The organism is Pseudomonas sp. GL_135, assembly GCF_057834665.1.
The window spans coordinates 1,681,937-1,704,217 of the sequence record NZ_CM174408.1 but is presented as its reverse complement, the minus strand read 5'-3'; the positions used below and the strand labels follow the sequence as shown (position 1 = coordinate 1,704,217).

At 62.8% G+C, this 22,281-nt stretch carries 19 protein-coding genes; 8 read left to right on the top strand and 11 right to left on the bottom strand.

What is annotated here, in order from left to right; all coding sequences use genetic code 11:
* Positions 1-58 precede the first annotated feature (58 nt).
* Positions 59-1,333 (bottom strand): NAD(P)/FAD-dependent oxidoreductase, encoded by a 1,275-nt coding sequence (locus AC3ISG_RS07790; RefSeq protein ID WP_489298908.1) that lies wholly within the window; start codon positions 1,331-1,333, stop codon positions 59-61.
* Positions 1,334-1,392: 59 nt separating this feature from the next.
* A complete protein-coding gene (locus AC3ISG_RS07785) occupies positions 1,393-2,061 on the bottom strand; it encodes a haloacid dehalogenase type II (protein ID WP_122535510.1) in 669 nt (222 codons plus the stop codon).
* A gap of 508 nt (positions 2,062-2,569) precedes the next feature.
* On the opposite strand from AC3ISG_RS07785, the gene AC3ISG_RS07780 reads away from it, so the two are divergent.
* Positions 2,570-3,421: a GNAT family N-acetyltransferase gene (locus AC3ISG_RS07780; RefSeq protein WP_489298907.1), complete on the top strand. Its 852-nt coding sequence runs from the start codon at positions 2,570-2,572 to the stop codon at positions 3,419-3,421.
* A 21-nt stretch (positions 3,422-3,442) separates the two neighbouring features.
* Positions 3,443-4,156: a cupin domain-containing protein gene (locus AC3ISG_RS07775; protein WP_489298906.1), complete on the top strand. Its 714-nt coding sequence runs from the start codon at positions 3,443-3,445 to the stop codon at positions 4,154-4,156.
* Between the two features lie 682 nt (positions 4,157-4,838).
* Here AC3ISG_RS07775 and AC3ISG_RS07770 read toward each other — a convergent pair.
* Positions 4,839-5,723, bottom strand: coding sequence for a LysR family transcriptional regulator (locus AC3ISG_RS07770; protein WP_489298905.1), 885 nt, complete (start codon positions 5,721-5,723; stop codon positions 4,839-4,841).
* Positions 5,724-5,818: 95 nt separating this feature from the next.
* On the opposite strand from AC3ISG_RS07770, the gene AC3ISG_RS07765 reads away from it, so the two are divergent.
* From AC3ISG_RS07765 to AC3ISG_RS07745, 5 genes are all read left to right on the top strand, one after another.
* On the top strand, positions 5,819-6,955 hold the full coding sequence (locus tag AC3ISG_RS07765; protein WP_489298904.1) for a DSD1 family PLP-dependent enzyme: 1,137 nt from the start codon (positions 5,819-5,821) through the stop codon (positions 6,953-6,955).
* The gene (locus tag AC3ISG_RS07760; RefSeq protein ID WP_489298903.1) at positions 6,945-7,364 is read left to right on the top strand and encodes a RidA family protein; all 420 of its coding nucleotides are present in this window, start codon (positions 6,945-6,947) and stop codon (positions 7,362-7,364) included. The genes AC3ISG_RS07765 and AC3ISG_RS07760 overlap by 11 nt, the downstream gene beginning before the upstream one ends.
* Positions 7,361-8,542: an NAD(P)/FAD-dependent oxidoreductase gene (locus AC3ISG_RS07755; RefSeq protein ID WP_489298902.1), complete on the top strand. Its 1,182-nt coding sequence runs from the start codon at positions 7,361-7,363 to the stop codon at positions 8,540-8,542. The genes AC3ISG_RS07760 and AC3ISG_RS07755 overlap by 4 nt, the downstream gene beginning before the upstream one ends.
* On the top strand, positions 8,539-9,384 hold the full coding sequence (locus tag AC3ISG_RS07750) for a GNAT family N-acetyltransferase (protein WP_489298901.1): 846 nt from the start codon (positions 8,539-8,541) through the stop codon (positions 9,382-9,384). Before AC3ISG_RS07755 ends, AC3ISG_RS07750 begins: the two co-directional genes overlap by 4 nt.
* Before the next feature lie 499 nt (positions 9,385-9,883).
* The gene (locus AC3ISG_RS07745; RefSeq protein WP_489298900.1) at positions 9,884-11,347 is read left to right on the top strand and encodes an aldehyde dehydrogenase family protein; all 1,464 of its coding nucleotides are present in this window, start codon (positions 9,884-9,886) and stop codon (positions 11,345-11,347) included.
* 239 nt (positions 11,348-11,586) lie between these two features.
* On the opposite strand, the gene pepN is transcribed toward AC3ISG_RS07745, so the two are convergent.
* From pepN to AC3ISG_RS07715, 6 genes are read right to left on the bottom strand one after another with little or no spacing between them, the layout of a single operon-like run.
* Entirely contained in the window at positions 11,587-14,283 is a 2,697-nt protein-coding gene (gene pepN / locus AC3ISG_RS07740; protein ID WP_489298899.1) for an aminopeptidase N, read from the bottom strand.
* A 29-nt stretch (positions 14,284-14,312) separates the two neighbouring features.
* Entirely contained in the window at positions 14,313-15,143 is an 831-nt protein-coding gene (locus tag AC3ISG_RS07735) for a DUF2797 domain-containing protein (protein ID WP_163022093.1), read from the bottom strand.
* A complete protein-coding gene (locus AC3ISG_RS07730; RefSeq protein ID WP_074888021.1) occupies positions 15,140-15,400 on the bottom strand; it encodes a YeaC family protein in 261 nt (86 codons plus the stop codon). Before AC3ISG_RS07730 ends, AC3ISG_RS07735 begins: the two co-directional genes overlap by 4 nt.
* Before the next feature lie 29 nt (positions 15,401-15,429).
* Positions 15,430-16,302 carry a rhomboid family intramembrane serine protease gene (locus AC3ISG_RS07725; RefSeq protein WP_489298898.1) on the bottom strand — a complete coding sequence of 291 codons (873 nt, stop codon included), beginning with the start codon at positions 16,300-16,302 and terminating at the stop codon, positions 15,430-15,432.
* On the bottom strand, positions 16,299-17,270 hold the full coding sequence (locus tag AC3ISG_RS07720; protein WP_074888027.1) for a metallophosphoesterase: 972 nt from the start codon (positions 17,268-17,270) through the stop codon (positions 16,299-16,301). The genes AC3ISG_RS07725 and AC3ISG_RS07720 overlap by 4 nt, the downstream gene beginning before the upstream one ends.
* On the bottom strand, positions 17,270-18,160 hold the full coding sequence (locus tag AC3ISG_RS07715; RefSeq protein WP_037011709.1) for an NAD(+) kinase: 891 nt from the start codon (positions 18,158-18,160) through the stop codon (positions 17,270-17,272). Before AC3ISG_RS07715 ends, AC3ISG_RS07720 begins: the two co-directional genes overlap by 1 nt.
* A 461-nt stretch (positions 18,161-18,621) precedes the next feature.
* Between AC3ISG_RS07715 and AC3ISG_RS07710 the strand changes: the two genes are divergently transcribed.
* The gene (locus AC3ISG_RS07710; protein ID WP_489298897.1) at positions 18,622-19,653 is read left to right on the top strand and encodes a DUF1853 family protein; all 1,032 of its coding nucleotides are present in this window, start codon (positions 18,622-18,624) and stop codon (positions 19,651-19,653) included.
* Here the strand turns inward: AC3ISG_RS07710 and AC3ISG_RS07705 are convergent.
* On the bottom strand, positions 19,616-20,899 hold the full coding sequence (locus AC3ISG_RS07705; RefSeq protein ID WP_427689303.1) for an arsenic transporter: 1,284 nt from the start codon (positions 20,897-20,899) through the stop codon (positions 19,616-19,618). The two genes, AC3ISG_RS07710 and AC3ISG_RS07705, sit on opposite strands and share 38 nt — an antisense overlap.
* Entirely contained in the window at positions 20,893-22,044 is a 1,152-nt protein-coding gene (locus AC3ISG_RS07700; RefSeq protein WP_489299471.1) for an MFS transporter, read from the bottom strand. Before AC3ISG_RS07700 ends, AC3ISG_RS07705 begins: the two co-directional genes overlap by 7 nt.
* Positions 22,045-22,281: the final 237 nt, after the last annotated feature.

The following is a 22,281-nucleotide window of genomic DNA, read 5'->3' as shown; positions in this document are numbered from 1 at the left end:
GGAAACGCAGACGACGGTGACGGTACAGCGGCGACTCAGTGCAGGCTCAGTGCATGATTCAGTGCAAATAGTCCTGCAAGCGGTAGTACGCGCCCACGAACGGCAGAAACCACGGCTTGCCGAAGTGCCCGGGAATCGCCGGCCACTCCAGTTCACGCCAGGGGTTGGCCGCTGCGTTGCCCGCCATGACCTCGGCCATGACCTGGCCCATGTGCACGGACATCTGCACGCCATGGCCGCTGTAACCCATGGAATGGAACACGCCGCCGTGCTGGCCGGCGCGGGGCAGACGGTCGGACGTCATGTCCACCAGACCGCCCCAGCAGTAATCGATTTTCACGTTGGCCAATTGCGGGAACATGTTCAGCATCGCCGCCTGCAGCACCTTGCCGCTCTTGGCGTCGGACACACCGTCGGACATGGCAAACCGCGCACGCCCGCCAAACAGCAGGCGGTTGTCCGGGGTCAGGCGGAAGTAGTTGCCGATCTGGCGGCTGGTCACGTACGCCCGGTGCTGTGGCAACAACTCGTCGATCAGCGCCTGGGGCAAGACTTCCGTGGCGATGACAAAACTGCCCACCGGCACGATCCGCCGGCGGTACCAGCCGAGGTCGCCGTGCTGGCAAGCGCCGGTTGCCAGCAGCACTTGGCCTGCGTGCAGCGAGCCCTTGGCGGTGTTGACCTGATAACCGCCGGCCTGGGGCTTCCAGTCCTTGACCGGGGTGTGTTGGTAAATCATTGCGCCGCGCCGGGCAGCGGCTTCCGCCAGACCGACCCCAAAGCGGCCGACGTGCATTTGCACGCCGTTGCGCTGCAACAAGCCACCGTGAAACTGCGACGAGTTGACTTCGGCACGGGTTTGCTCGGCATTCAGCAGCTCGACGTCGGCGTCCACCTCTTGGCGGATCAACTCGCAGGTGCGGGCCAGGCCTTCGTAATGCAGGGGTTTGGCCGCCAGCTTGAGCTTGCCGTTGCGCAGCAGATCGCAGGCGATCCTTTCCTGCTCGACCAACGACACGACGGTCTGCACCGCGCTCTCATAGGCCTGGTAATAGGCCCGCGCTCTGGCCGCACCGAGACTGGCGTGCAGCCCGGCGTAGTCTTGCGCCACGCCGGTGTTGCACTGGCCGCCGTTGCGACCGGAGGCTTCACCGATCACGCGACCGGCGTCCAGCACCACCACGCTGGCCCCCTTGAGCGCCAGCGCCCGCGCCGCCGACAGACCGGTGAATCCACCGCCGATCACGGCCACGTCGACCTGCCCGGGCAAGCCGCCGAGTTGGGCACCGGTGAAGGCCGGTGAAGTGTCGAGCCAATAGGATTCACTGCCCATCTTTAACCCCTTATTGCGAAAACGGCGGCGCTGAAACGGCGTGGGAGACGGCGCTTGAGTTACAGGCCCACCAGCGCCGGCAGCCCGCCGATGTCGGTGATTTGCTGGTACTCGAAATACGCATTCGCCGGCACTTCATGCCCGCGGGCGACGAAGGCCTTGTTCTTGATCTTCATGTCGTGGGCCGGCATCAGGTCGTAACGGAAGCTCGAAGACACATGCAAGATGTCTTCCGGGCCGCAGCCGAGGTTGTCGAGCATGAATTCAAAAGCTGCCAGACGCGGCTTGTAAGCCTGGGCCTGTTCGGCGGTGAAGACCTTGTGAAACGGCGCGCCGAGTTTGTCGACGTTGGACATGATCTGGCTGTCGCTGGCGTTGGAGAAGATCACCAGGGGAATCTTGTCGGCGATCTTCGACAGACCGGCCGGCACGTCGGCGTGGGGGCCCCAGGTCGGCACCGCGTCGTAATACAGCTGGCCTTCATCGCGGTATTCGACGCCCCAGCGTTTGCAGGTCCGGGCCAGGGCGGTCTTGAGGATCACGTCGTACGGCTGCCAGTCGCCCATGACCTGATCGAGACGGTAGGCCGAAAAATCTTTGACGAACTGGTCCATCTGTTCAGGCTTGACGCGGTCGGCGAAGAGCTCGCGGGTCATGGTGCCCATGTGGAAGTTGGTGAGCGTGCCGTAGCAGTCGAACGTAATGAATTTGGGACGAAGAAAGCTCATTGAGTGCGGTCCTGAAGTCAGTTGAGTGTGGCAAGCGTTCGCTGCCCTGGCGGCGCGTCGGCCTCGTTGCAGCACAGGTTCATTACATCACTGTGAAATCAGCATATGCCGTCTAAAACGACCCGTGCTCAATACAAACCACCGTTTTGGTGGCTGACCTCAGCAGAGTTTGCGGTGCGCGCCAGCCTTGGGCAGGGCCTGTGTTTGTGCGCTTTTAGGGGGCTTTTGTGAGGATTGCCGGGTGGAAAGGCTTAAGAATGGGGCTTGCGGCGGCAGATAATGTTGATCGTTCCCACTCAGACCGCGGGAACGATCATCGGGGCTGAAACGATAAAATCCGTCCCTGGCATTTGCTGCCGCCCTCACCCCGGATTTAAGTACGAAGTAGGGTACCGTCCCCCGCCGCGGGACGAATCTGCCGAATATCCCGCGCCCTCTTGTCAGCCCTTTAATCAGGTGGGATACAGGCGCTCAGCGCTATCTGAATAACGCATAACGGAGCCTCGCCATGTCCGCCCTGCCGCACCCTTCTTATACCTACCGCCGGATGACCGTTGCCGATCTGGCCGCCGCCCATGACCTGTCGGTGCAACTGAAATGGCCCCATCGCCTGGACGACTGGGCGATGTTGCATCGGGTCAGCGACGGCTTCGTGGTCATGGACGGCAGTCGCCTGATCGGCAGCGCCTTCGTCTGCCCTCAAGGTGATTTCGCGACCATCGGCCTGGTGATCGTCAGCAACGACTATCAGGGCCAGGGCATTGGCCGCCGCTTGATGGAGACGGCCCTCGCCGCGTGCGAGCCGCGTACGCCGATTCTCAACGCCACCGTCGCGGGCAAGCCGTTGTATGCCAGTCAGGGTTTCGTCGAATTCGGCCGGGTGCAGCAGCATCAGGGCCAGGCCATCGTCCCGCCGCTTGAGGACTTGGCCGAAGGTGAAACCTGCCGCGCCCTCACTGCCGACGATCACGCCCCCCTGCTCGCCCTCGCCAAAGCCGCCAGCGGCCTGGATCGCCGCGACGTGCTGCGCGATCTGCAGGTGGAGCACGCCGTGGGCATCGAGCGTGACGGTCAACTGCGCGGTTTCGCCCTGCTGCGGCCGTTCGGGCGCGGGCGCTGCATCGGGCCGGTCGTGGCGGAAAACATCCATCAGGCCCAGCACCTGATCGGTGTGTTGCTTGCGCAGGTGCCAGACACTTTTGTGCGCATCGACATCCCCTTGGCCTGCGGACTCAGCGACTGGCTGGAAACGGCGGGTCTGAAGAACGTCGACACCGTGGTGCAGATGGCCCGAGGCACGCCGCCCGAGGCCAGCCAGGGCGTGCAACCTTTCGCGCTGATCACTCAAGCGATCGGCTGACTTTTTTACGGAGCATCAACTATGTCATCTCCCGGTATTTTGCTGTTGGCGCGCGCTGATGGCAGCGGCGTTGCGACGTCTTTCAACTCGGCGCCGTTGAGCGCCCTCGATCCTTTTGCCGAGGCGCGAAATGTGGCGTGGCGCGGCGATGACGGGGTGTCGGCCGGGCTGGTGCGGTTCACCGGCGACGCGTTGATCGAGGACTTTCCCTACAGCGAGACGCTGGTGGTGCATGCAGGGCATGTGGTCTTGAGCAGCGCGGAGCAGACGCTGGAGTTGGGCGTCGGCGACAGTGCGGTGATTGGCCGTGGCAGTCGGGTGGCGGTGCATGCCAGCAGTGGCAGTGAGTGGGCATTTTGTGCGGTGGATGTGGAGAACGCGCCTGCGCGCCCCGGTTTGACGCTGTTGCCGGCGCATACGTGGCTGGAGCCGTCTGCGACGCTGGAGCCGCCGATTTTGGTCGGGCCTGCGCCGCAGTGTCGGGCGTTGAGTCTGTTCGATGATGAGGTGACGGATTTAAAGGTTGGGATCTGGGATTCGACGCCGTATCAGCGCCATGGTCGTGCGCATCGGTTGCATGAGTTGATGCATCTGTTGGAGGGGAGTGTGACGCTGGCCGATGATGAGGGCGGTGAGGTGACGGTCAATCCGGGGGATACGGTTTTTGTGGTGAAGGGGGCGTTTTGTGCGTGGACCAGTGCGGTGTATGTGCGCAAGGTCTATGCGGTGAAGTGAGTTCGGCGTCTCTCTTTAGATCAAGATCAAGATCAAGATCAAGATCAAGATCAGGATCAAGGGCGTCTGCCTGGGGGCAGACTGTTTCGCCTTCGGCGACTTACTTTTGAAAAGCACCAAAAGTAAGCAAAAGTGCCTGCTCTCGGTTTGGCCCTTCCTTCGTCAGGGTTCCCTCACTTCGACGACGCTCCGTGGGCCCGCGCCGAACGGACATCCATGTCCTGACGGCGCTCTCGCCGCATCCATGCGGCTCGGCCCACTCCGCGTCGTCTGCGTTCGGCCTGCACCCAAGTCGCGTTCTGCGGTGTCTGGGCTTTTTGCGTATGAAGATCAAAAGCGCTTAGTAGGACCGGCTTTAGCCGGGAAGCCTTTGATCTTGATCGTTCCCACGCTCCGCGTGGGAATGCATCCTGTGACGCTCCGCGTCACCGGTCTCACTGGCTCCACGCGGTGCTTTTTTGTGGGACCGGCTTCAGCCGGGAAGCCTTTGATCTTGATCGTTCCCACGCTCCGCGTGGGAATGCATCCCCTGACGCTCCGCGTCACCGGTCTGACTGATTTACGCGCGCTTTTAGTGGGACCGGCTTCAGCCGGGAAGTGCAGTCAAGGACGCGGAGCGTCCCAAGCTGCATTACCACGCGGAGCGTGGGAACGATCATCGGCGTGATGCCGGTGCAACTATTCACACCTTCAACGCATCTTCCAGAAACGCCACCAACGCCTGCACCCTCGGACTCCGCAATTTCCTGGAGGGCACGAGGAGGTTGACCGGGGCGCTGTCGAAGTTCCAGTCGGCGAGGACGCGCACGAGGTTGCCGCTGGCGATGGCGTCGCTGACGTCCCATTGCGAGCGCAGGACCAGGCCCAGGCCTTGTTCTGCCCAGCGGCGGGCGACGCTGCCGTCGTTGGTGAGCAGGGCCGGTTCGATGCGCAGGGTTTTGCGGGCGGCGCCTTTGCGCAGGTGCCACAGGGTGACGTCTTCGTCGTTTTCACGGATGCAGATGCAGCGGTGGGCGCTGAGTTGGTCCGGCGAGGTCGGCTCGCCGTGTGCTTGCAGGTAGGCCGGGCTCGCGCACAGCCAGCGTTCGTTGGGTGAGAGTTGCCGCGCGGTCCAGAGGCTGTCGTTGAGGTGGCCGATGTGGATCACGGCGTCGCTGTCGTGCCGGTCCGGCCAGGGTGTTTCGCGCAGGTCCAGGTGCAGGCACAACTGCGGATGTAGCCGGATGAAACGCGCCAGCAGCGGTGCAAGTCGCTGGCGTCCGAAGCCAAACGGCGCCGCCAGCCGCAACGTGCCGACCAGTCTTTCGTCCTTTTGCCGGAAGGATTCCGGTAGCGCTTCGAGCTGTTCCAGCAACAGCGCGCTTTCCCGGGAGAAGCGTTCGCCGTCGGCCGTCAGGCTCAAGCGGCGGGCGTCCCGGTTGGCCAGGGTCAGGCCCAGCAAGGTCTCCAGTTTACGCAGGCGCATGGACAGCGCCGGCGGCGAGACATTGAGCGCTCTGGCCGCCGCGCTCAGGGATTCGGCACGGCTCAGGGCGACCGCCAGGCGCAGGTCTTCGATTGAGATCATTCACTTTTACTTAATGATTGATGAGGCTGGATTGAACCACACCTTAACGACAGCTGAGTAGAGTGCAGCCTGTCCCTCGCCACCCGAGTTCCGTCATGTCTACGCCGATCGCTTCTCTCGACACCCCCGCCGCGCTGGTGGACGTCCCGCGCATGCAGCGCAACATCCAGCGCATGCAGCAGCGCATGAACAGCCTCGGCGTGCGGTTGCGTCCCCACGTCAAGACCAGCAAATGCCTGCCGGTGATTCAGGCGCAGATCGCGGCCGGTGCGAGGGGCGTGACGGTCTCGACCCTGAAAGAAGCCGAGCACTGTTTCAACCAGGGCATCAGCGACGTGTTGTACGCGGTCGCCATCGCGCCCGGCAAATTGGATCAGGCACTGGCGCTGCGGCGCGCCGGCTGCAACCTGAGCGTGCTCACCGACAGCGTTCAGGGCGCCCATGCCATCGTCGCCTTCGCGAAGGAGCACGACGAACGCTTCCCCGTCTGGATTGAGGTCGACTGCGACGGCCATCGCTCGGGCCTCGCCGCTGAGGACCCAGCGCTGATCGACGTCGCGCGCATCCTGAGCGAAGGCGGCGTGCAGCTGCGCGGCGTGATGACCCACGCCGGTTCCAGCTACGAACTCGACAACCCCGAAGCCCTGCAAGCCCTCGCCGAACAGGAGCGCGCACTCTGCGTTCAGGCTGCTCAACGCATACGTGACGCCGGGATGGACTGCCCGGACGTCAGCATCGGCTCCACGCCCACAGCCCTATCCGCCCTGAATCTGGATGGCGTGACGGAAGTACGTGCCGGTGTGTATGTGTTTTTCGATCTGGTCATGCACAACATCGGCGTCTGCCAGGCCGACGAGTTGGCGCTGAGCGTGCTGACCACGGTGATCGGCCATCAGCAGGAAAAGGGCTGGATCATCACCGACGCCGGCTGGATGGCCATGAGTCGTGATCGCGGCACCCAGCGTCAGCGTCACGATTTCGGTTACGGCCAGGTGTGCACTGAAACGGGCGAGTGGATCGAAGGGGCGTTGGTCACCGGCGCCAATCAGGAGCACGGGATCATTACCCTGGGCGACGCCGACAGTACCGACCTCGCCACGCGTTTCCCCATTGGCAGTCGCCTGCGCATTCTGCCCAACCACGCATGCGCCACCGGCGCACAGTTTCCGGACTATCACGCCCTCGACGCCGAGGGCGCGGTGCACACCTGGAGTCGTCTGCATGGCTGGTGACATCGAGATCATTCACACGCCCCACGCAGCGGCGCCGGGCGGACACTATTCCCAAGCAGTGGCTTACGGCGGCTTGCTGTACGTGTCCGGGCAGTTGCCGGTGCGGGCCAACGGCGAGCACAGCGCCGATCAGCCGTTCGAAGTGCAGGCCTCGATTGCCCTCGACAACCTCATGGCCATCCTCCGGGAAGCGGGCCTGGGCCCAAGCGATTTGCTGAAAGTCACGGTCTACGTGGTGGGAATTGAACACTGGCCGGCGTTTGACCGACTCTATGCGCAGTGCCTGGGTGAGCATCGGCCCGCCCGCGCTGTGGTGCCAGTCCCGGTTTTGCATCACGGTTACCTGATTGAGATAGAAGCCGTAGCCCGTGGCCTGCAACCCCATAACCTGCGTGAGGAACCTTCATGACCCCGCAAAAAAGCGATGTGCTGGTAATCGGCGGCGGCGTCATGGGCGCCTCCTCGACGTTTTTTCTGCAACGGCGCGGCCGCTCGGTGACCCTGCTGGAACGGGACCAGATCGGTCAGTACGCCAGCGGCGTGAACTTTGGCAACGTCCGTCGCCAAGGTCGTTATCTGGGCCAGCTCGAACTGGCAAACCGGTCGTGGGGATTGTGGAAACGTCTGCCGGAGCTGATCGACGACGACCTGGAATTCATCCCCAGCGGGCACATGCGCGTGTGTTATCGCGAGGACGAAATCGCCGAGCTGGAGGCTTATGCCGCTGCACCGGAAGCCGAGCAACTGGACCTGAAAATCTATCGCGGTTCAGAGCTGCACGAGCGGTTTCCCTTCCTCGGCGCAGAGGTCAAGGGCGGCTCTTACGCGCCTCACGACGGTCACGCCAACCCGCGTCTGGCGGCCCCGGCATTTGCCCGCGCGGCCGGTCGGCTTGGCGCACGCATTGAGGAGCGCACCGAAGTCGCGGACGTGCAAAAGGTCGGCGGACAGTTCCACGTCACCACCACCGACGGGCAATTGTTCGTCGCCGAGCAGCTGTTGATCACCGCCGGCGCGTGGGCGACCAAACTGTCGCAACAGTTCGATGAGGCCGTGCCTCTGGAACCCAACGGCCCGCAGATGTCGGTGACCGAGCCGGTGCCCTACGCGTTGCCGACGGTGATCGGCGTGTTCACCAAGATCAAGGAAGAGGTGATCTACTTTCGGCAGATTCCCCGCGGCAACATCATCATCGGTGGCGGCGCCCGTTGTGCGCCGGACATGGTCAACCGTCGGGCATTTTTCAAGCCTGAAAGCCTGATCAATCAGATGCGCCAGATGAAACGGCTGGTTCCCGGCGCCGAGAAGCTCAACATCATCCGCACCTGGAGCGGTATCGAAAGCTACACGCCGGACTCGCTGCCGGTCATGGGCCGCAGCGGCATGGTCGACGGGCTGTTTTACGCTTTCGGCTTCTGCGGCCATGGCTTCCAACTCGGCCCTGGCGTCGGCGACGTAATGGCCGAACTGATCAGCACCGGCAGCACCAGCACGTCCATCAGTCCCTTCGACATCCGCCGGTTTACTCAGCCATCACTCGTACCGCAACTGGCAACAAGCCTTCTCAGCACAGGAAAACTCATATGAGCGACGCCTACGTTTATCGCACGGCCACGGCGGCCGACATGCCGGCTGCCCACGCGCTTTCCGTGCAATTGAAGTGGCCCCATCGCGAGGAAGACTGGGCGATGGTCCAGCGCACGTCCGAGGGCTTTGTGGCTGAACGTGAAGGGCAATTGGTGGGCGTGGCGTTTGCTTGCCATCAGGGGGCTTATTCCTCCATCGGGCTGGTGATCGTCAATGATCAGCACCAGAGCAAAGGCATTGGCCGCCAGTTGATGAACCTGTGCCTGGACGCCGCCGCGCCGCGTACGCCGATCCTCAATGCCACTGAATCGGGGGCGCCGCTGTATGTGAGCATGGGTTTCGTCGAATACGCGCGGATTCAGCAGCATCAGGGCGTGCCGCAGTTGCCGCCGGTTCTGGCTTCGACGGGAGAAGCACGCTGTCGTGAGGTGACCCAGGCCGAATACCCGCAGGTGATCGAACTGGCCAACGCTGGCAGCGGGCTGGACCGCACGGCGGTGCTCAACGATCTGCTGCCGATGGCGGAGTGCGTGGTGGGCATCGAGGTGGACGGGCAACTGAAGGGATGCGCCCTGCTCCGTCGTTTTGGTCGCGGGCATCTTATTGGGCCGGTGGTTGGGCAGGATCTGGCGCAGGCAAAACAGATGATCACGCACCTGCTGGGCCTGATCCCCGGCGCGTTTGTGCGTTTCGACATTCTGGCTGAATGCGGTCTGGTGGATTGGCTGGAAGGACTGGGGCTGCCATGCGTTGATCGCGCGCCCCGCATGGTGCTGGGTGAACCGCCGGAGTCACGGGATGGCATTGCCCAGTTTGCGATGGTGACCCAGGCGATTGGGTGAACGTTGCAAGGCGCACCGCCATTTGTAGGACCGGCTTCAGCCGGGAAAGCGTCAGGCGCCACACTGCATAATTGATGGCGCTCACACGGGCCTCTTCCCGGCTAAAGCCGGTCCTACGAAAACACATCGCGTGCATTCAGGATCTCCGGCATGACCTCGACTGTAGGACTGGCTTTAGCCGGGAAGGCGTCGAGCGTCACGCCGCAAAACTGTGGGTGCACATGCGGGCCTGTTCCCGGCTAAAGCCGGCCTACGAAAAACAGACCGCATGCATCCCGCCAATCAGGCAGCTTACGCAATCCCTTGTGGGACCGGCTTTAGCCGGGAAAGCGTCAGGTGTCACGCTGCGAAATTGATGGCGCACACGCAGGCGGATTCAGCAGATTCTCCCTTGCAGACCGCAACAACGGCATCTTTTGCCTGGGCCGGTTTGTTAGCGTATCGAGACGTCAGGACTCGCTGTTCGCAGCACTTATCACCGCTCCAGGGAGCTAGCTGGATGACCTCATACGCTTCAAATACCCACGGCATCGAGCTGCAAAACGCCGGGCAGTTCTACATCAACGGCGAGTGGATATCCCCCGCTATCCACGCCAGTTTGCCCGTGGTCAATCCGGCCACTGAAGAGGTGGTCGCCGAGGTCGCGCGGGGTTCGGCCGAGGACGTTGATCGCGCCGTCGCCGCAGCCCGCGCTGCCTTCTCTGGCTGGTCAGCAACACCGGTGGAAGAACGCGCATCGATCCTTGGCAAAATCCACGAACTCATCCTTGAGCGCAAAGAGTCCCTCGCCCAGATCCTGTCCCTGGAAATGGGCGCGGCCATCAGTTTCTCCCGCGCCATGCAGGTGCCGCTGGCCGCCGAACACGTGCGGGTCGCCCGGGATCTGCTCTCCACCTACCCCTTCAGAACCGTTGAAGGCAGCACCGCCATCGAACGCGAGGCCATCGGCGTCTGCGGCCTGATCACGCCGTGGAACTGGCCGCTCTACCAGATCACCGCCAAAGTCGCGCCGGCCCTCGCCGCCGGTTGTACGGTGGTGCTGAAACCCAGCGAGCTGTCGCCGTTGAGCGCCCTGCTATTCGCCCAACTGGTCCACGACGCCGGCCTGCCTCCCGGCGTGTTCAATCTGGTCAACGGCAGCGGTGCGGACGTCGGCGCCGCCATCGCCGCCCACCCCGACATCGACATGATCTCCATCACAGGCTCGAACCGTGCCGGAGCCCTCGTCGCACAAGCGGCGGCGGTCACGGTGAAGCGCGTCACGCAGGAGCTGGGCGGCAAGTCGCCGAACGTCATGCTGCCTGACGCCGACTTTGCCAAGGTCGTGCCGCTGGGGGTGATGTCGGCCTTACGCAATGTCGGCCAGTCGTGCAGTGCACCGACCCGCATGATCGTGCCCCGCGCCCGCCTCGCCGAAGTCGAAGCACTGGCCGCCGACACCGCCAACGCCTTGATCGTCGGTGACCCGCAATCCCCCGACACCCAACTCGGCCCGATTGCCAACGAGGCCCAGTTCAGCCGCGTCCAGGCGTTGATCCAGGCCGGTATCAGCGAAGGCGCGAAACTGCTGTGCGGCGGGCCGGGCCGGGTGCCGGGGTTTGAAAAAGGTTATTACACCAAGCCAACGGTGTTCTCCGAGGTCGACTCAGCCATGCGCATCGCTCAGGAGGAAATCTTCGGTCCGGTGCTGTGTATCCTCGCCTACGACACCATCGACGAAGCCGTGGCAATTGCCAACGACACGGTCTACGGCCTGGGCGCCCACGTGCAGGCGCAGGACCTCGAACTGGGCCGCGCCGTCGCCTCGCGCATTCGCGCCGGGCAAGTGCACCTGAACCACCCGGCGTGGGACCCGATGGCGCCCTTCGGCGGCTACAAGCGCTCGGGCAATGGCCGGGAGTACGGCGTGATGGGGTTTGAAGAATATCTGGAGACCAAGGCGATTATCGGCTTCAACGCCTGATCGCGCGTGCACCGGAATCCTTGGACGTCTCGGCTTGTGGGATCGGCTTCAGCCGGGAAGTCGTCATTCGTCACACCGCAAAATGGGTGGCGCACAAACCGGCCTCTCCCCGGCTAAAGCCAGTCCTACAAAGGTATCGGCGTGCAAGACAGCATCCGCAGCCGCTGAAACCATGAATCAGCCACCGCAAAAAAGGGCTGTCCGCGCAAACGGACAGCCCTTTTCAACATCCGCCCGATTTACGCCAGGCTTTTGCTCACCACTTCATACACGTCCGGCGACAGCGGCCCGGAAGCGAGGATGCGCTCCAGTTCCGCTTTCATCAGCGCTTGCCGCGCGCTGTCGTACTTGCGCCAGCGGGTCAGCGGCGCCAGTTGGCGCGAGGCGATCTGCGGGTTGAAGCCGTTCAGCTCGATGACCAGATCGGCCAGGAAGCGATAGCCCGAGCCATCCGCCCCATGGAAGTTGATCAGGTTCTGCCCGGCAAAGGCGCCGATCAAGGCACGCACCTTGTTCGGGTTCTTCATCGTGAACGCCGGATGCTGCATCAGCGCTTTCACCCGCTCCAGCCCGCCCGGCAAGGTGCTGCCGGCCTGCACACTGAACCACTGATCCATGACCAGCGCGTTGTCCTTGAAGTTTTCCGCGAACACTTCAAGCGCCTTGGCCTTCTCGGCCTCGAACGGCGAGTTCACCAGCACGGCCAGCGCGGTGAGGCGCTCGGTCATGTTGTCGGCGGTGTCGAACTGGTCGATGGCGGCGGCCAGGACTTCCGGCTTGCCGGTCAACATCAGGTAAGACAGGGCGATGTTCTGCAGCGCACGGCGAGCGAAGTGCTCGGACGCAGCCACATAAGGCGTCTGCTTCGACAGCTCGCGGTTGGTCTGGTAACGCTGCCACAGCGCGTCGCTCAGGTTGTCGGCCAATTGCTGACGGGCAAACTCGCGCGCGGCGTGGATCGCATCGACGTCAGCCACTTCGCTGATCTCGATCAGATACGCCTCGCCCGGCAGCGAGAGCATTTCCGCGACCATGGCCTGATCCAGGCTTTCGTCGGTCAGCACCGTGTGCAACGCGGTGATCAGACGCTGATCCATGACCAGCGATTCGCCTTTCTGGTGCTGGCCGATAAGGTCCTGCAGCACTTGCACGGACAGTTGCTGACCGGCATCCCAGCGGTTGAAGCCGTCGCTGTCATGCTGCATCAGGAACATCAGTTGATCGCGGTTGTACGGGAAGCTCAGTTTCACCGGCGCCGAGAACCCGCGCAGCAGCGAAGGCAGCGGCTGCTCGGCGATGTCGATGAAGGTGAAGGTCTGCTCGGCTTCGATCACCGAGAGCACGCGGGAGGTGTTCACCGCCGGGGCCTCGCCCTGCAGGCGCAGAGGGAGTTCCTGACCCTGAGCGTCCAGCAGGCCCATAGCGACCGGGATCACGAACGGCAGCTTCTGATCGCCCGGCTGGCCAGGCGTGGTCGGCGTGCTCTGACGGAAGGTCAGGCTGTAAGTTTTCGCAGCAGCGTCGTAAGACTCGCTGACCGCCAGACGCGGCGTGCCAGCCTGGGAGTACCAGCGCTTGAACTGCGTGAAGTCGACACCGTTGGCGTCTTCCATGGCCTTGACGAAGTCGTCGCAGGTCACGGCCTGGCCATCGTGGCGCTCGAAGAACAAGTCGCTGCCCTTGCGGAATCCTTCCACGCCCAACAGCGTGTGGATCATGCCGACCACTTCCGCGCCCTTCTCGTACACGGTCAGGGTGTAGAAGTTGGAAATCTCGATGAAGCTGTCCGGGCGCACGGCGTGGGCCATGGGGCCGGCGTCTTCGGCGAACTGGTGGGTGCGCAGGTAGGCGACGTCCTGGATGCGCTTGACGGTGGCCGAGTTCATGTCCGCCGAGAAGCCGGAATCACGGAACACCGTGAAGCCTTCCTTCAGCGACAGCTGAAACCAGTCGCGGCAGGTGACGCGGTTGCCGGTCCAGTTGTGGAAGTATTCGTGGGCAACGATCGCTTCGACACGCTGGTGGGCGGCATCGGTGGCGGTTTCGGCGCGGGCCAGGACGGCGCTGGAGTTGAAGATGTTGAGGCCCTTGTTCTCCATGGCGCCCATGTTGAAGTCGTTGACGGCGACGATCATGAAGATGTCCAGATCGTATTCGCGGCCATAGACTTCTTCGTCCCATCGCATGGACTTCTTCAAGCTGTCCATGGCGTGCTGGCATTTGTCGACGTTTTCCGGCTCGACGAAGATGCGCAGCGTGACCTTGCGCTGGCTCATGGTGGTGAAGGTGTCTTCGATGCACCACAAGTCACCGGCCACCAGCGCGAACAGGTAGGCCGGCTTCTTGAACGGGTCTTCCCACGTCGCCCAGTGGCGGTCGCCGTCCTCGGACGGGCCGGCGGCGATCAGGTTGCCGTTGGACAGCAGGATCGGGAACGCCTGCTTGTTGGCGCTGACGGTCGTGGTGAATTTACTCATCACGTCCGGGCGGTCGAGGTAATAGGTAATCTTGCGGAAGCCCTCGGCCTCGCACTGGGTGCAGAACATGCCGCTGGATTTGTACAGGCCTTCCAGGGCGGTGTTGGTTTCAGGGTGGATCTTCACGGTGGTGTCGAGGGTGAAGGTCTCGGACGTCGGCTGCACGGTCAGGCTGTCGGAGGTCAACTGGTAGCCGTTGTGTGACAGGTCGCCCGCGGTCAGGTCGACATCCGCCAATTTCACCGACAGCAGCTCAAGCTGCTGGCCGTCGAGTTCCAGCGGTGGCAAGGCCGCGCTCTGGGCCAGCGCGGCGCGCTCCGGGTTGCGGCGCATCACCAACTGCGCGTGGACAAGCGAGTGGTCGTCGAACAATTCAAACGTCAGGTGGGTCTCGTCAATGAGGTACTCCGGCGCCTGATAATCCTTCAGGTAAATCATTTTCGGCTGGTCGGTGCGCATGCTGTTGTCCCTTCTTCTGCTAATACGGGCTACTGATGCACGGCGAGTTGATACGCCGTGTATTTGCGAATATTGATCACGCCGGTGTCGAAGATCAGGTACTGCCCTTTGACGCCTAACAGGGTGCCTTCGGCGATCGGATCCTTGTCCAGGTTGAAGCTGACGATCTTGGTCGGGTAGGCCTCTACCGGGTATCGGATCTCGATGGGCTCGACATCGTTCATCACCTGAATGGCCTGCAAGCCAAAGCGCATTTGCAGCGCGACAAGCCCCTCGGCACAAGACTCGAACAGTTGCTGACGAATCGCCGCCAGATCAACCGCCGGTGCGTCGCCCTTGAGCAGCGCGCGCCAGTTGGTGCGATCAGCCACCTGACTGCGGAACAGGTCTTCGACGAAACCGGATTGCTGGCGCGTGGCACAGCGCACGATCGGCAGCGCCTGGCTGGCGCCCTGGTCCAGCCAGCGGGTGGGCAGCTGGGTGGCACGGGTAATGCCGACTTTGACGCCCGACGAGTTGGCCAGATAGACCACGTGATCGGTCATACAAAACTGCTCGCCCCACGCCGGATCGCGGCAGGTGCCATGTTCGTGGTGGCAGCGTTCGGGGCTCATGATGCACAGGTCGCACTGGGCCAGCTTGAGCATGCACGGGTAGCAATAACCCTGGCTGTAGCTGGTCTTGGTGCGTTTGCCGCAATGGCTGCAGTGAATGGCGCCCAGAAACTCAAGGCGCACGGTCTTGCCGATCAGCGGATTGACGGGGATCTGTGAATCCCCCAGCCGGAACGCGTATTCCACCCGCGAGGCCTCAAGCCGCGCGGACATTTTGTTGACGGAGCCTCTGCCGATTTCAATCAATGAATGGAGTCCGATTTGAACAGGATATTGGGGACCGGCGCCGACTTCGACGCGCACTCTTGCGGGCCCATGTAGCCGATGCGCTGGTCCTCGGGCACGTTGCGCACTTCCCAGGCAATCAGCGCCTGCAGCGACAGCTCACGTTGTTCCTGGGTCAGCTTGCGGCCGTCGGACCATTTGCCGATTTCCACCGCCAGCTTCAGGCTTTCGTAGACGTCCGGGGTGATGTTTTCGATCATTTCGACAAAAGAGGACATTGGGTTCTCCCAGAATTAAGCGGGCGATTTTAATGTCTGCGGCGGGCCAGTGCACCGCCCACAAGACCTGTAGCACAACCGATGATCAGGCCGCCGACATGGGCGCCGTTGGCGATTTCGCCAAACCCGAGCACACCGACGACGCCGGACAGGCACACCACCAGCCAGATCAGCATCATCCCCAGAACACCGCGTGGTAAACGATACATGGGGTTGGGGGCGAGCAATTGAAAGATCCAGCAGTGACCGAGCAGGCCATACAGCACGCCGGACAGACCACCGAACAGACTCGGGCCGCTCCAGAAATACTGGACGTAATTGGAAAAGGCGCTGAACGCCAGGGTCAGGCCGAGCAACTGCCAACTGCCCTGGCGCATTTCGATGCGCCGGCCCAGCTCCCAGAACCACAGCGCGTTCATCACCAGGTGCAGCACGCCGAAGTGAATCAGCATCGGCGTGACAACCCGCCACCACTGCCCCGCCCCCAGCGACGTTTCCACCGGCAAAAAGCTGATGTACTCGCCGTTGACGCGGAAGTCGTTGAAGGTCAACCCGCTCAAGGCTTCAAAATTGTCGCCGAGCAAAGTCACGCCGGCGACGATCAGGCAGATCAGCAAGATCACGCTGGTCACCGGACTGTTGCGCACCTGCACCAGCGGACTGGGCCGGCTTACGGTCACGACTTCACGGCCCGGGGGCAACTGCGCGGTCGGGTCGCCTTCAGGGTATTGCTGATACAACTGACGGACGTCATCGGCCAGTTGCGGTGCATCGGGCACCCACAGCACTTGCTCGCCCGCCTCTTCGCTGACCCGATGGGGCACGTTGAGGCGTCGCAGCAACTCGACGAAACCGCTCAGGTCGGTTTGAAGCGGCAGGCGTAAAACAGCAACCGGACTCATTGACCTATCTCCGGTCGGGTGACGTCGACCCAGACGAACTTGTCCGGGTCGATCTGGGTTTCCTGATCCAGCCGGTAGGCGACCAGCTTGCCGTAGAGCACGGCGCTGTAGTCCAGGCACGCCAGGTTGGGCCGGATCGGCGCGGGAATGCCGCTGCGCCAGTAGTGGCCGACGAACAACAGCGGTTCATTGGCGCCGTATCGCAGCAGCGCGTTCTTCTCGCTGGGGGACAGCGGCCGCCGCGCCACCGGCTCCGGCAGCGCGTCAGGCTGAAACACCACGTCGCCGTAGGTCTGCGGGTCGTCTTCCCAGAACTTGGTGCGGAACGAGGCGCGGGTCAGGCCGTCGCCGCCGGTCAGGGTCATGCCGTGGGGCAGGCGCATGTCGGTGCCGCGCAGCAGGCGATCAAACACCGCGCAGGCAAAACTGCCCGGCTCCGCCGACGCCTGCACGAAGGCCTGGTCGATGCGACCGTCGCCATGAACGCTGCGCAACGGCGCGATCAGGCTGGCATCCCAACAGGCGTGGACGACACGGAAGCGCTCGGCGTCGATGAACAGCGGCAGTTGGTAAAACCATTTGAGAAAGTCGTTCCAGTCACCGGGATGCTGCTCGAACTGCGCCAGGGTTTCGCCCAACAGACGGGCATGGCGCGGCGTGTGTTCGCGCACCCACTCATGGCCGCTCTCGGGCGGCGCCGGCGTGCTCCAGCCCAGCGCGTTGAATTCATGGTTGCCCATGATGCAGAACGCCTGGCCGGCCTCGACCATGTCACGGACGATGTGCAGCGCTTCGCGAATACGCGGGCCGCGGTCGATGATGTCGCCGAGGAACACGGCGATGCGTTCAGGGTGGCGCCAGACGCCGGCCTGAAAGCGGTAACCAAGGGTGTCGAGCAAGTGCTCAAGGGTCTGGGCACAACCATGCACGTCACCGATCAGATCGTAGCCACGCGCGGGATCGAGCATCAGTCGCTCCCGCCGCCAAGCCGACTGCCCCAACCGAGTTTGGTCCGGCAGACTTCGTAGTAATTGTGATCGAGCGGGTGAATGAGTCGCAGCTTCTGCGGCTTCTTTTTCACGGTCACGGTGTCACCGGGCGCGCAGGTGAAGTGGTTCTGGCCATCGCAGGAAACCTGTGGGTAGATCGTCATGTCCTTTGAGACAACGATTTTCAGCTCACTGTTTCCATCGACGACAATCGGCCTGCCGGACAGCGTGTGCGGGTACATCGGCACGATGACGATGGCGTCGAGCTTGGGGTGCATGATCGGGCCGCCCGCCGACAGCGCGTAGGCCGTGGAGCCGGTGGGCGTGGCGACGATCAGGCCGTCGGCCTTCTGGCTGCAGACGAACTGGCCGTCGATGTAGATTTCGAATTCGATCATCCGCGTGGATTTGCCGGGGTGCAGCACCACGTCGTTGAGCGCGTCGCCCTGGCCGATCGCTTCACCGTGACGGCGCACTTCGGCCTGCAACAGGAAGCGGTTTTCCACCAGATAGTGGCCGTCGAGCACTTCGGCGACTTTGACTTCCAGCTCGTCGGGGCGGATGTCCGTCAGAAAGCCCAGGCTGCCACGGTTGATGCCCAGCACCGGCACGTTGTGCTTGGCCAGCGCACGGGCGGCGCCGAGCAGACTGCCGTCGCCGCCGACGACGATGACCATGTCGCAGACTTCACCGAGCATCTTGCGCGAAGACGTCTGCAGACCATGCCCCGGCAGGACCTCGGCGATGGCGTCTTCGAGGATCACATGCAGGTGCCGCGATATCAGGAATTTCTTGAGTCGGCGAACGGTCTCCACCACCTGGGTACTGCCCAGGCGACCAATGATGCCGATATTTCGAAATTGCTCCATGGGGCTCCCGCAGGCGTGATGCGTGTAAAGAACGCGATTATGGGCGAAGGGGTCGGGTGCGGCAAATGAAGCGCCAATTGCACGCTATCCACACCCGCTCTGGGTTAGGCGAGTGAACGCCCTCTTGAGGTCGATTCACTCTGTGGGAGCCGGCTTGCTGGCGAATGCAGTGTGCCAGCCGGTGAACTGGGTGCTGATCAACCCTATTCGCCAGCAAGCTGACTCCCACAGGTGTTGCATGGCCTTCGGATTTTGCGTGCACTCAACACACGGTTTGCGTACGGCCGCGATCTCCCGGCTCGACGCAGCTCCATTGTGGGAGCGAGCTTGCTCGCGAATGCGGTCTGCCTGTCTCAATTTATCTCGCCTGAACTAACGCATTCGCCAGCACCTCCATTCCACTGACATATCCGGCCTCGTGCGCAGGCTCAGGCCGCAGGGCCGACCATGGCGCGGCGAATATGATCCGGTGGCTGCAACCGCCCCTCACCCGCTATCCTGCCACGATGAATACCCCGTTCCCGACCCTGAGCACTCTGCCCCGTCAGCTTCGTACGCCCACCGTGCGTGACCTGGCGTGGGTGGTCCTGTCACCGCCCCTGCTGGCTGAAACCCAATGGCCCCAGCGTCACCCGCTCAGCGGCAGCGACTGGGTGCAGCACCCTAAAGCACTCGAAGCTTTTTTAACGCAGCTGGATCAAGACGACAGCGCACTCAACGACTGGCTGGCGAGAAGCTCGACGCGGCGGCTCGGGCTGTATTACGAGCGACTCTGGCAGTTCGCAATCCAGCACGCGCCCAGCGTCGAGTTGCTCGCGGCGAATCTGCCGATTCAGGGCGACGGTCGCACACTGGGCGAGCTGGACTTGCTGCTGCGGGATAAGGACGGCGATCACCACATTGAATTGGCGATAAAACTGTATCTGGGGCGGCAGGATCAGGACGCCGAAGATCCGGAGCACTGGCTCGGCCCCGGCTGCGTCGACCGGCTGGATCTGAAGCTCGCCCACTTGAATCAGCATCAACTGCCCATGTCGGCGCGCCCGGAAAGCACCGCGATACTCGCCGAACGGGGGGTGGACACCTTCAACGCGTCGCTCTGGCTGGCGGGTTATCTGTTTTATCCCTGGCCAAACACCGCAGCTTGGCCCCAAGGTGCGCACCCCGACCATCTGCGCGGAACGTGGCTGCATCAGAAGGACTGGCCGGGCTACGTAGAACAGAGCCGGGAGGGCCGCTGGCAATTGCTGCCGCGTACGGCCTGGCTGGCGCCGGCGCGCTGCGACGAGGCCTGGACACCTGGCCAGTTTCAGGACTGGCTAAACGCCCTCGACCCGCTCGCGCCGGCGCAACTGCTGGTGCGCCTGACCCGCCATGCCGACGCCCACTGGGAAGAAGCCGAGCGGTTGTTTCTGGTGCCGGACCTGTGGCCGAACCTGCCCGACGCGCGCCGCGTTACAGGCTCAGTCGCAGCACCAGCGCCGCGAGAGTAATCAACAGCACCGGCACGGTCAGCACAATGCCGACGCGGAAGTAATAGCCCCAGCCGATGGTCACGCCCTTCTTCGCCAGCACATGCAGCCACAACAAGGTCGCGAGGCTGCCAATTGGCGTGATTTTCGGGCCCAGATCGCTGCCGATCACGTTGGCGTAAATCATCGCTTCCTGCAGCACGCCGTGGGCGTGGCTTGCATCAATGGACAACAGGCCGATCAGTACCGTCGGCAGGTTGTTCATCACCGAGGACAGCAGTGCCGTCAGTACGCCCGTGCCCATCGCCGCGCCCCACAAACCATGCTCAGCGAAACGATCGAGCCAGGTCGCGAGGTAATCGGTCAGGCCCTGATTGCGCAGGCCGTACACCACCAGGTACATGCCCAGGGAGAAAATCACGATCTGCCACGGCGCGTCTTTCAACACCTTGCGCGTCGAGATGCGGTGGCCCTTGGCGGCAATGCCCAACAGGATCGCCGCGCACACGGCGGAGATCGCACTGATCGGAATCCCCAGCGGTTCCAGGGCAAAGCAGCCCACCAGCAAAATCCCAAGCACCCACCAGCCGGTCATGAAGGTCGCGCGGTCCTTGATCGCCGAAGACGGTTCGGCCAGTTGCGAGGCGTCGAAGGTCTTCGGGATGTCGCGGCGGAAGAACAGCATCAGCACCGCCAGCGTGGCGGCGACGCTGACCAGATTCACCGGCACCATCACTGAGGCGTAGCGGTTGAAACCGATGCCGAAATAGTCGGCGGACACGATATTGACCAGGTTCGAGACCACCAGCGGCAGGCTCGCGGTGTCGGCAATGAACCCTGCCGCCATCACGAAGGCCAAGGTGGTCGCCGGCGAAAAGCGCAGCGCCAGCAACATCGACATGACGATGGGGGTGAGGATCAGCGCGGCGCCGTCGTTGGCGAACAGTGCCGACACCAGCGCGCCGAGCAGCACGATAAACGCGAACAGTCGCCGACCCTTGCCGTTGCCCCAACGCGCCACGTGCAGCGCAGCCCAGTTGAAAAAACCGGCCTCGTCGAGCAGCAGGCTGATGATGATCAGCGCAATGAACGTCCCGGTGGCGTTCCAGATGATGTGCCAGACCTGGGGGATGTCACTCAGGTGCACCACCCCGAAAATCAGGGCGAGCACTGCGCCGAAGGTTGCACTCCAGCCGACACCAAGGCCTTTGGGTTGCCAGATCACCAGGGTGATGGTGACCAGAAAAATCGCGACGGCTATCAACATCTTTTTGAAGTTCTCGGAAGCAGGATGGCGAGGATGCCCAACAGCGGCAGGTAGGAGCACAGCGTGTAGACATAGACGATGCCGTGAAGGTCCGCGAGGTGACCCAATAATGCGGCGCCGATGCCGCCGAAGCCGAACATCAGGCCGAAAAAGATGCCAGCGATCATGCCGACGTTGCCCGGCACCAGTTCCTGGGCGTAAACGACGATGGCCGAGAACGCCGAAGCCAGAATGAAACCGATGATCACGCTGAGCACACTGGTCCAGAACAGGTCGGCGTAGGGCAGCGCGATGGTGAACGGCGCCACGCCCAGAATCGAGAACCAGATCACCGCCTTGCGGCCAATGCGATCGCCAATAGGCCCGCCGAAGAACGTACCCGCCGCCACCGCTGCCAGGAACATGAACAGATGCAGCTGCGAGCTGGCGACCGTCAGCTGGAATTTGTCGATCAGGAAGAAGGTGAAGTAGCTGGTGAAGCTGGCCATGTAGAAGTACTTGGAGAACACCAGCAGCGCCAGCACCACCAGCGCGCTGGTCACCCGACGTTTCGACAATCCGTGTGTCGCCGCCTGACCGGCCTTGATCTTGAACAGCGCCAGATGGGCCTTGTACCAGCGGCTGATGGCGTACAGCAGGCCCACAGAAAACAGCGCCACCAGCCCGAACCAGGCGATATGCCCCTGACCGAACGGAATGATGATCGCTGCCGCGAGCAACGGCCCGATGGCCGATCCGCTGTTGCCGCCCACCTGGAAGCTCGACTGCGCCAGACCAAAGCGCCCGCCTGAGGCCAGCCGGGCGATGCGCGAGGCTTCAGGGTGAAAGGTCGACGAGCCGATGCCGATCAGGCCTGCGGCGAGCAGGATCAGCGGGAAGCTGCCAACGGTCGCAAGCATCATCACGCCGCCCAGAATGCACAACGAGCCGACTGGCAACACTAACGGATTGGGATGACGATCAGTGAAATAGCCGACCCAGGGCTGCAGCAGCGACGCTGTGACCTGGAACGTCAGGGTGATCAAACCGACCTGGGTGAAGCTCAAGCCGTAGGAGGCCTTCAGCATCGGGTAAATCGAGGGCAGGATCGACTGGATCAAATCGTTAAGCAGATGCGCCAGCGCCACCGCACCGATGATGCGCATGACCAAGGGGCTTGATGACGTTGATTGCGGGGCGGGAACGGGTTGGGTATCGGTCGCGGGCACGGTTGCAGGGCGGGTAACGGCCATCAGGTCCATCCATCGAACATTGATGCGCCGTCGGACTCGTTACAGAACATGTCAGCGGCACAGGGGGTCGCCAATGTGCCATTTTTTGGGGCGCCGCTGCCATGTTTTGTTGCGGATTTGTGCGTCGGGTTGCGTGGTGTCAGAACACCT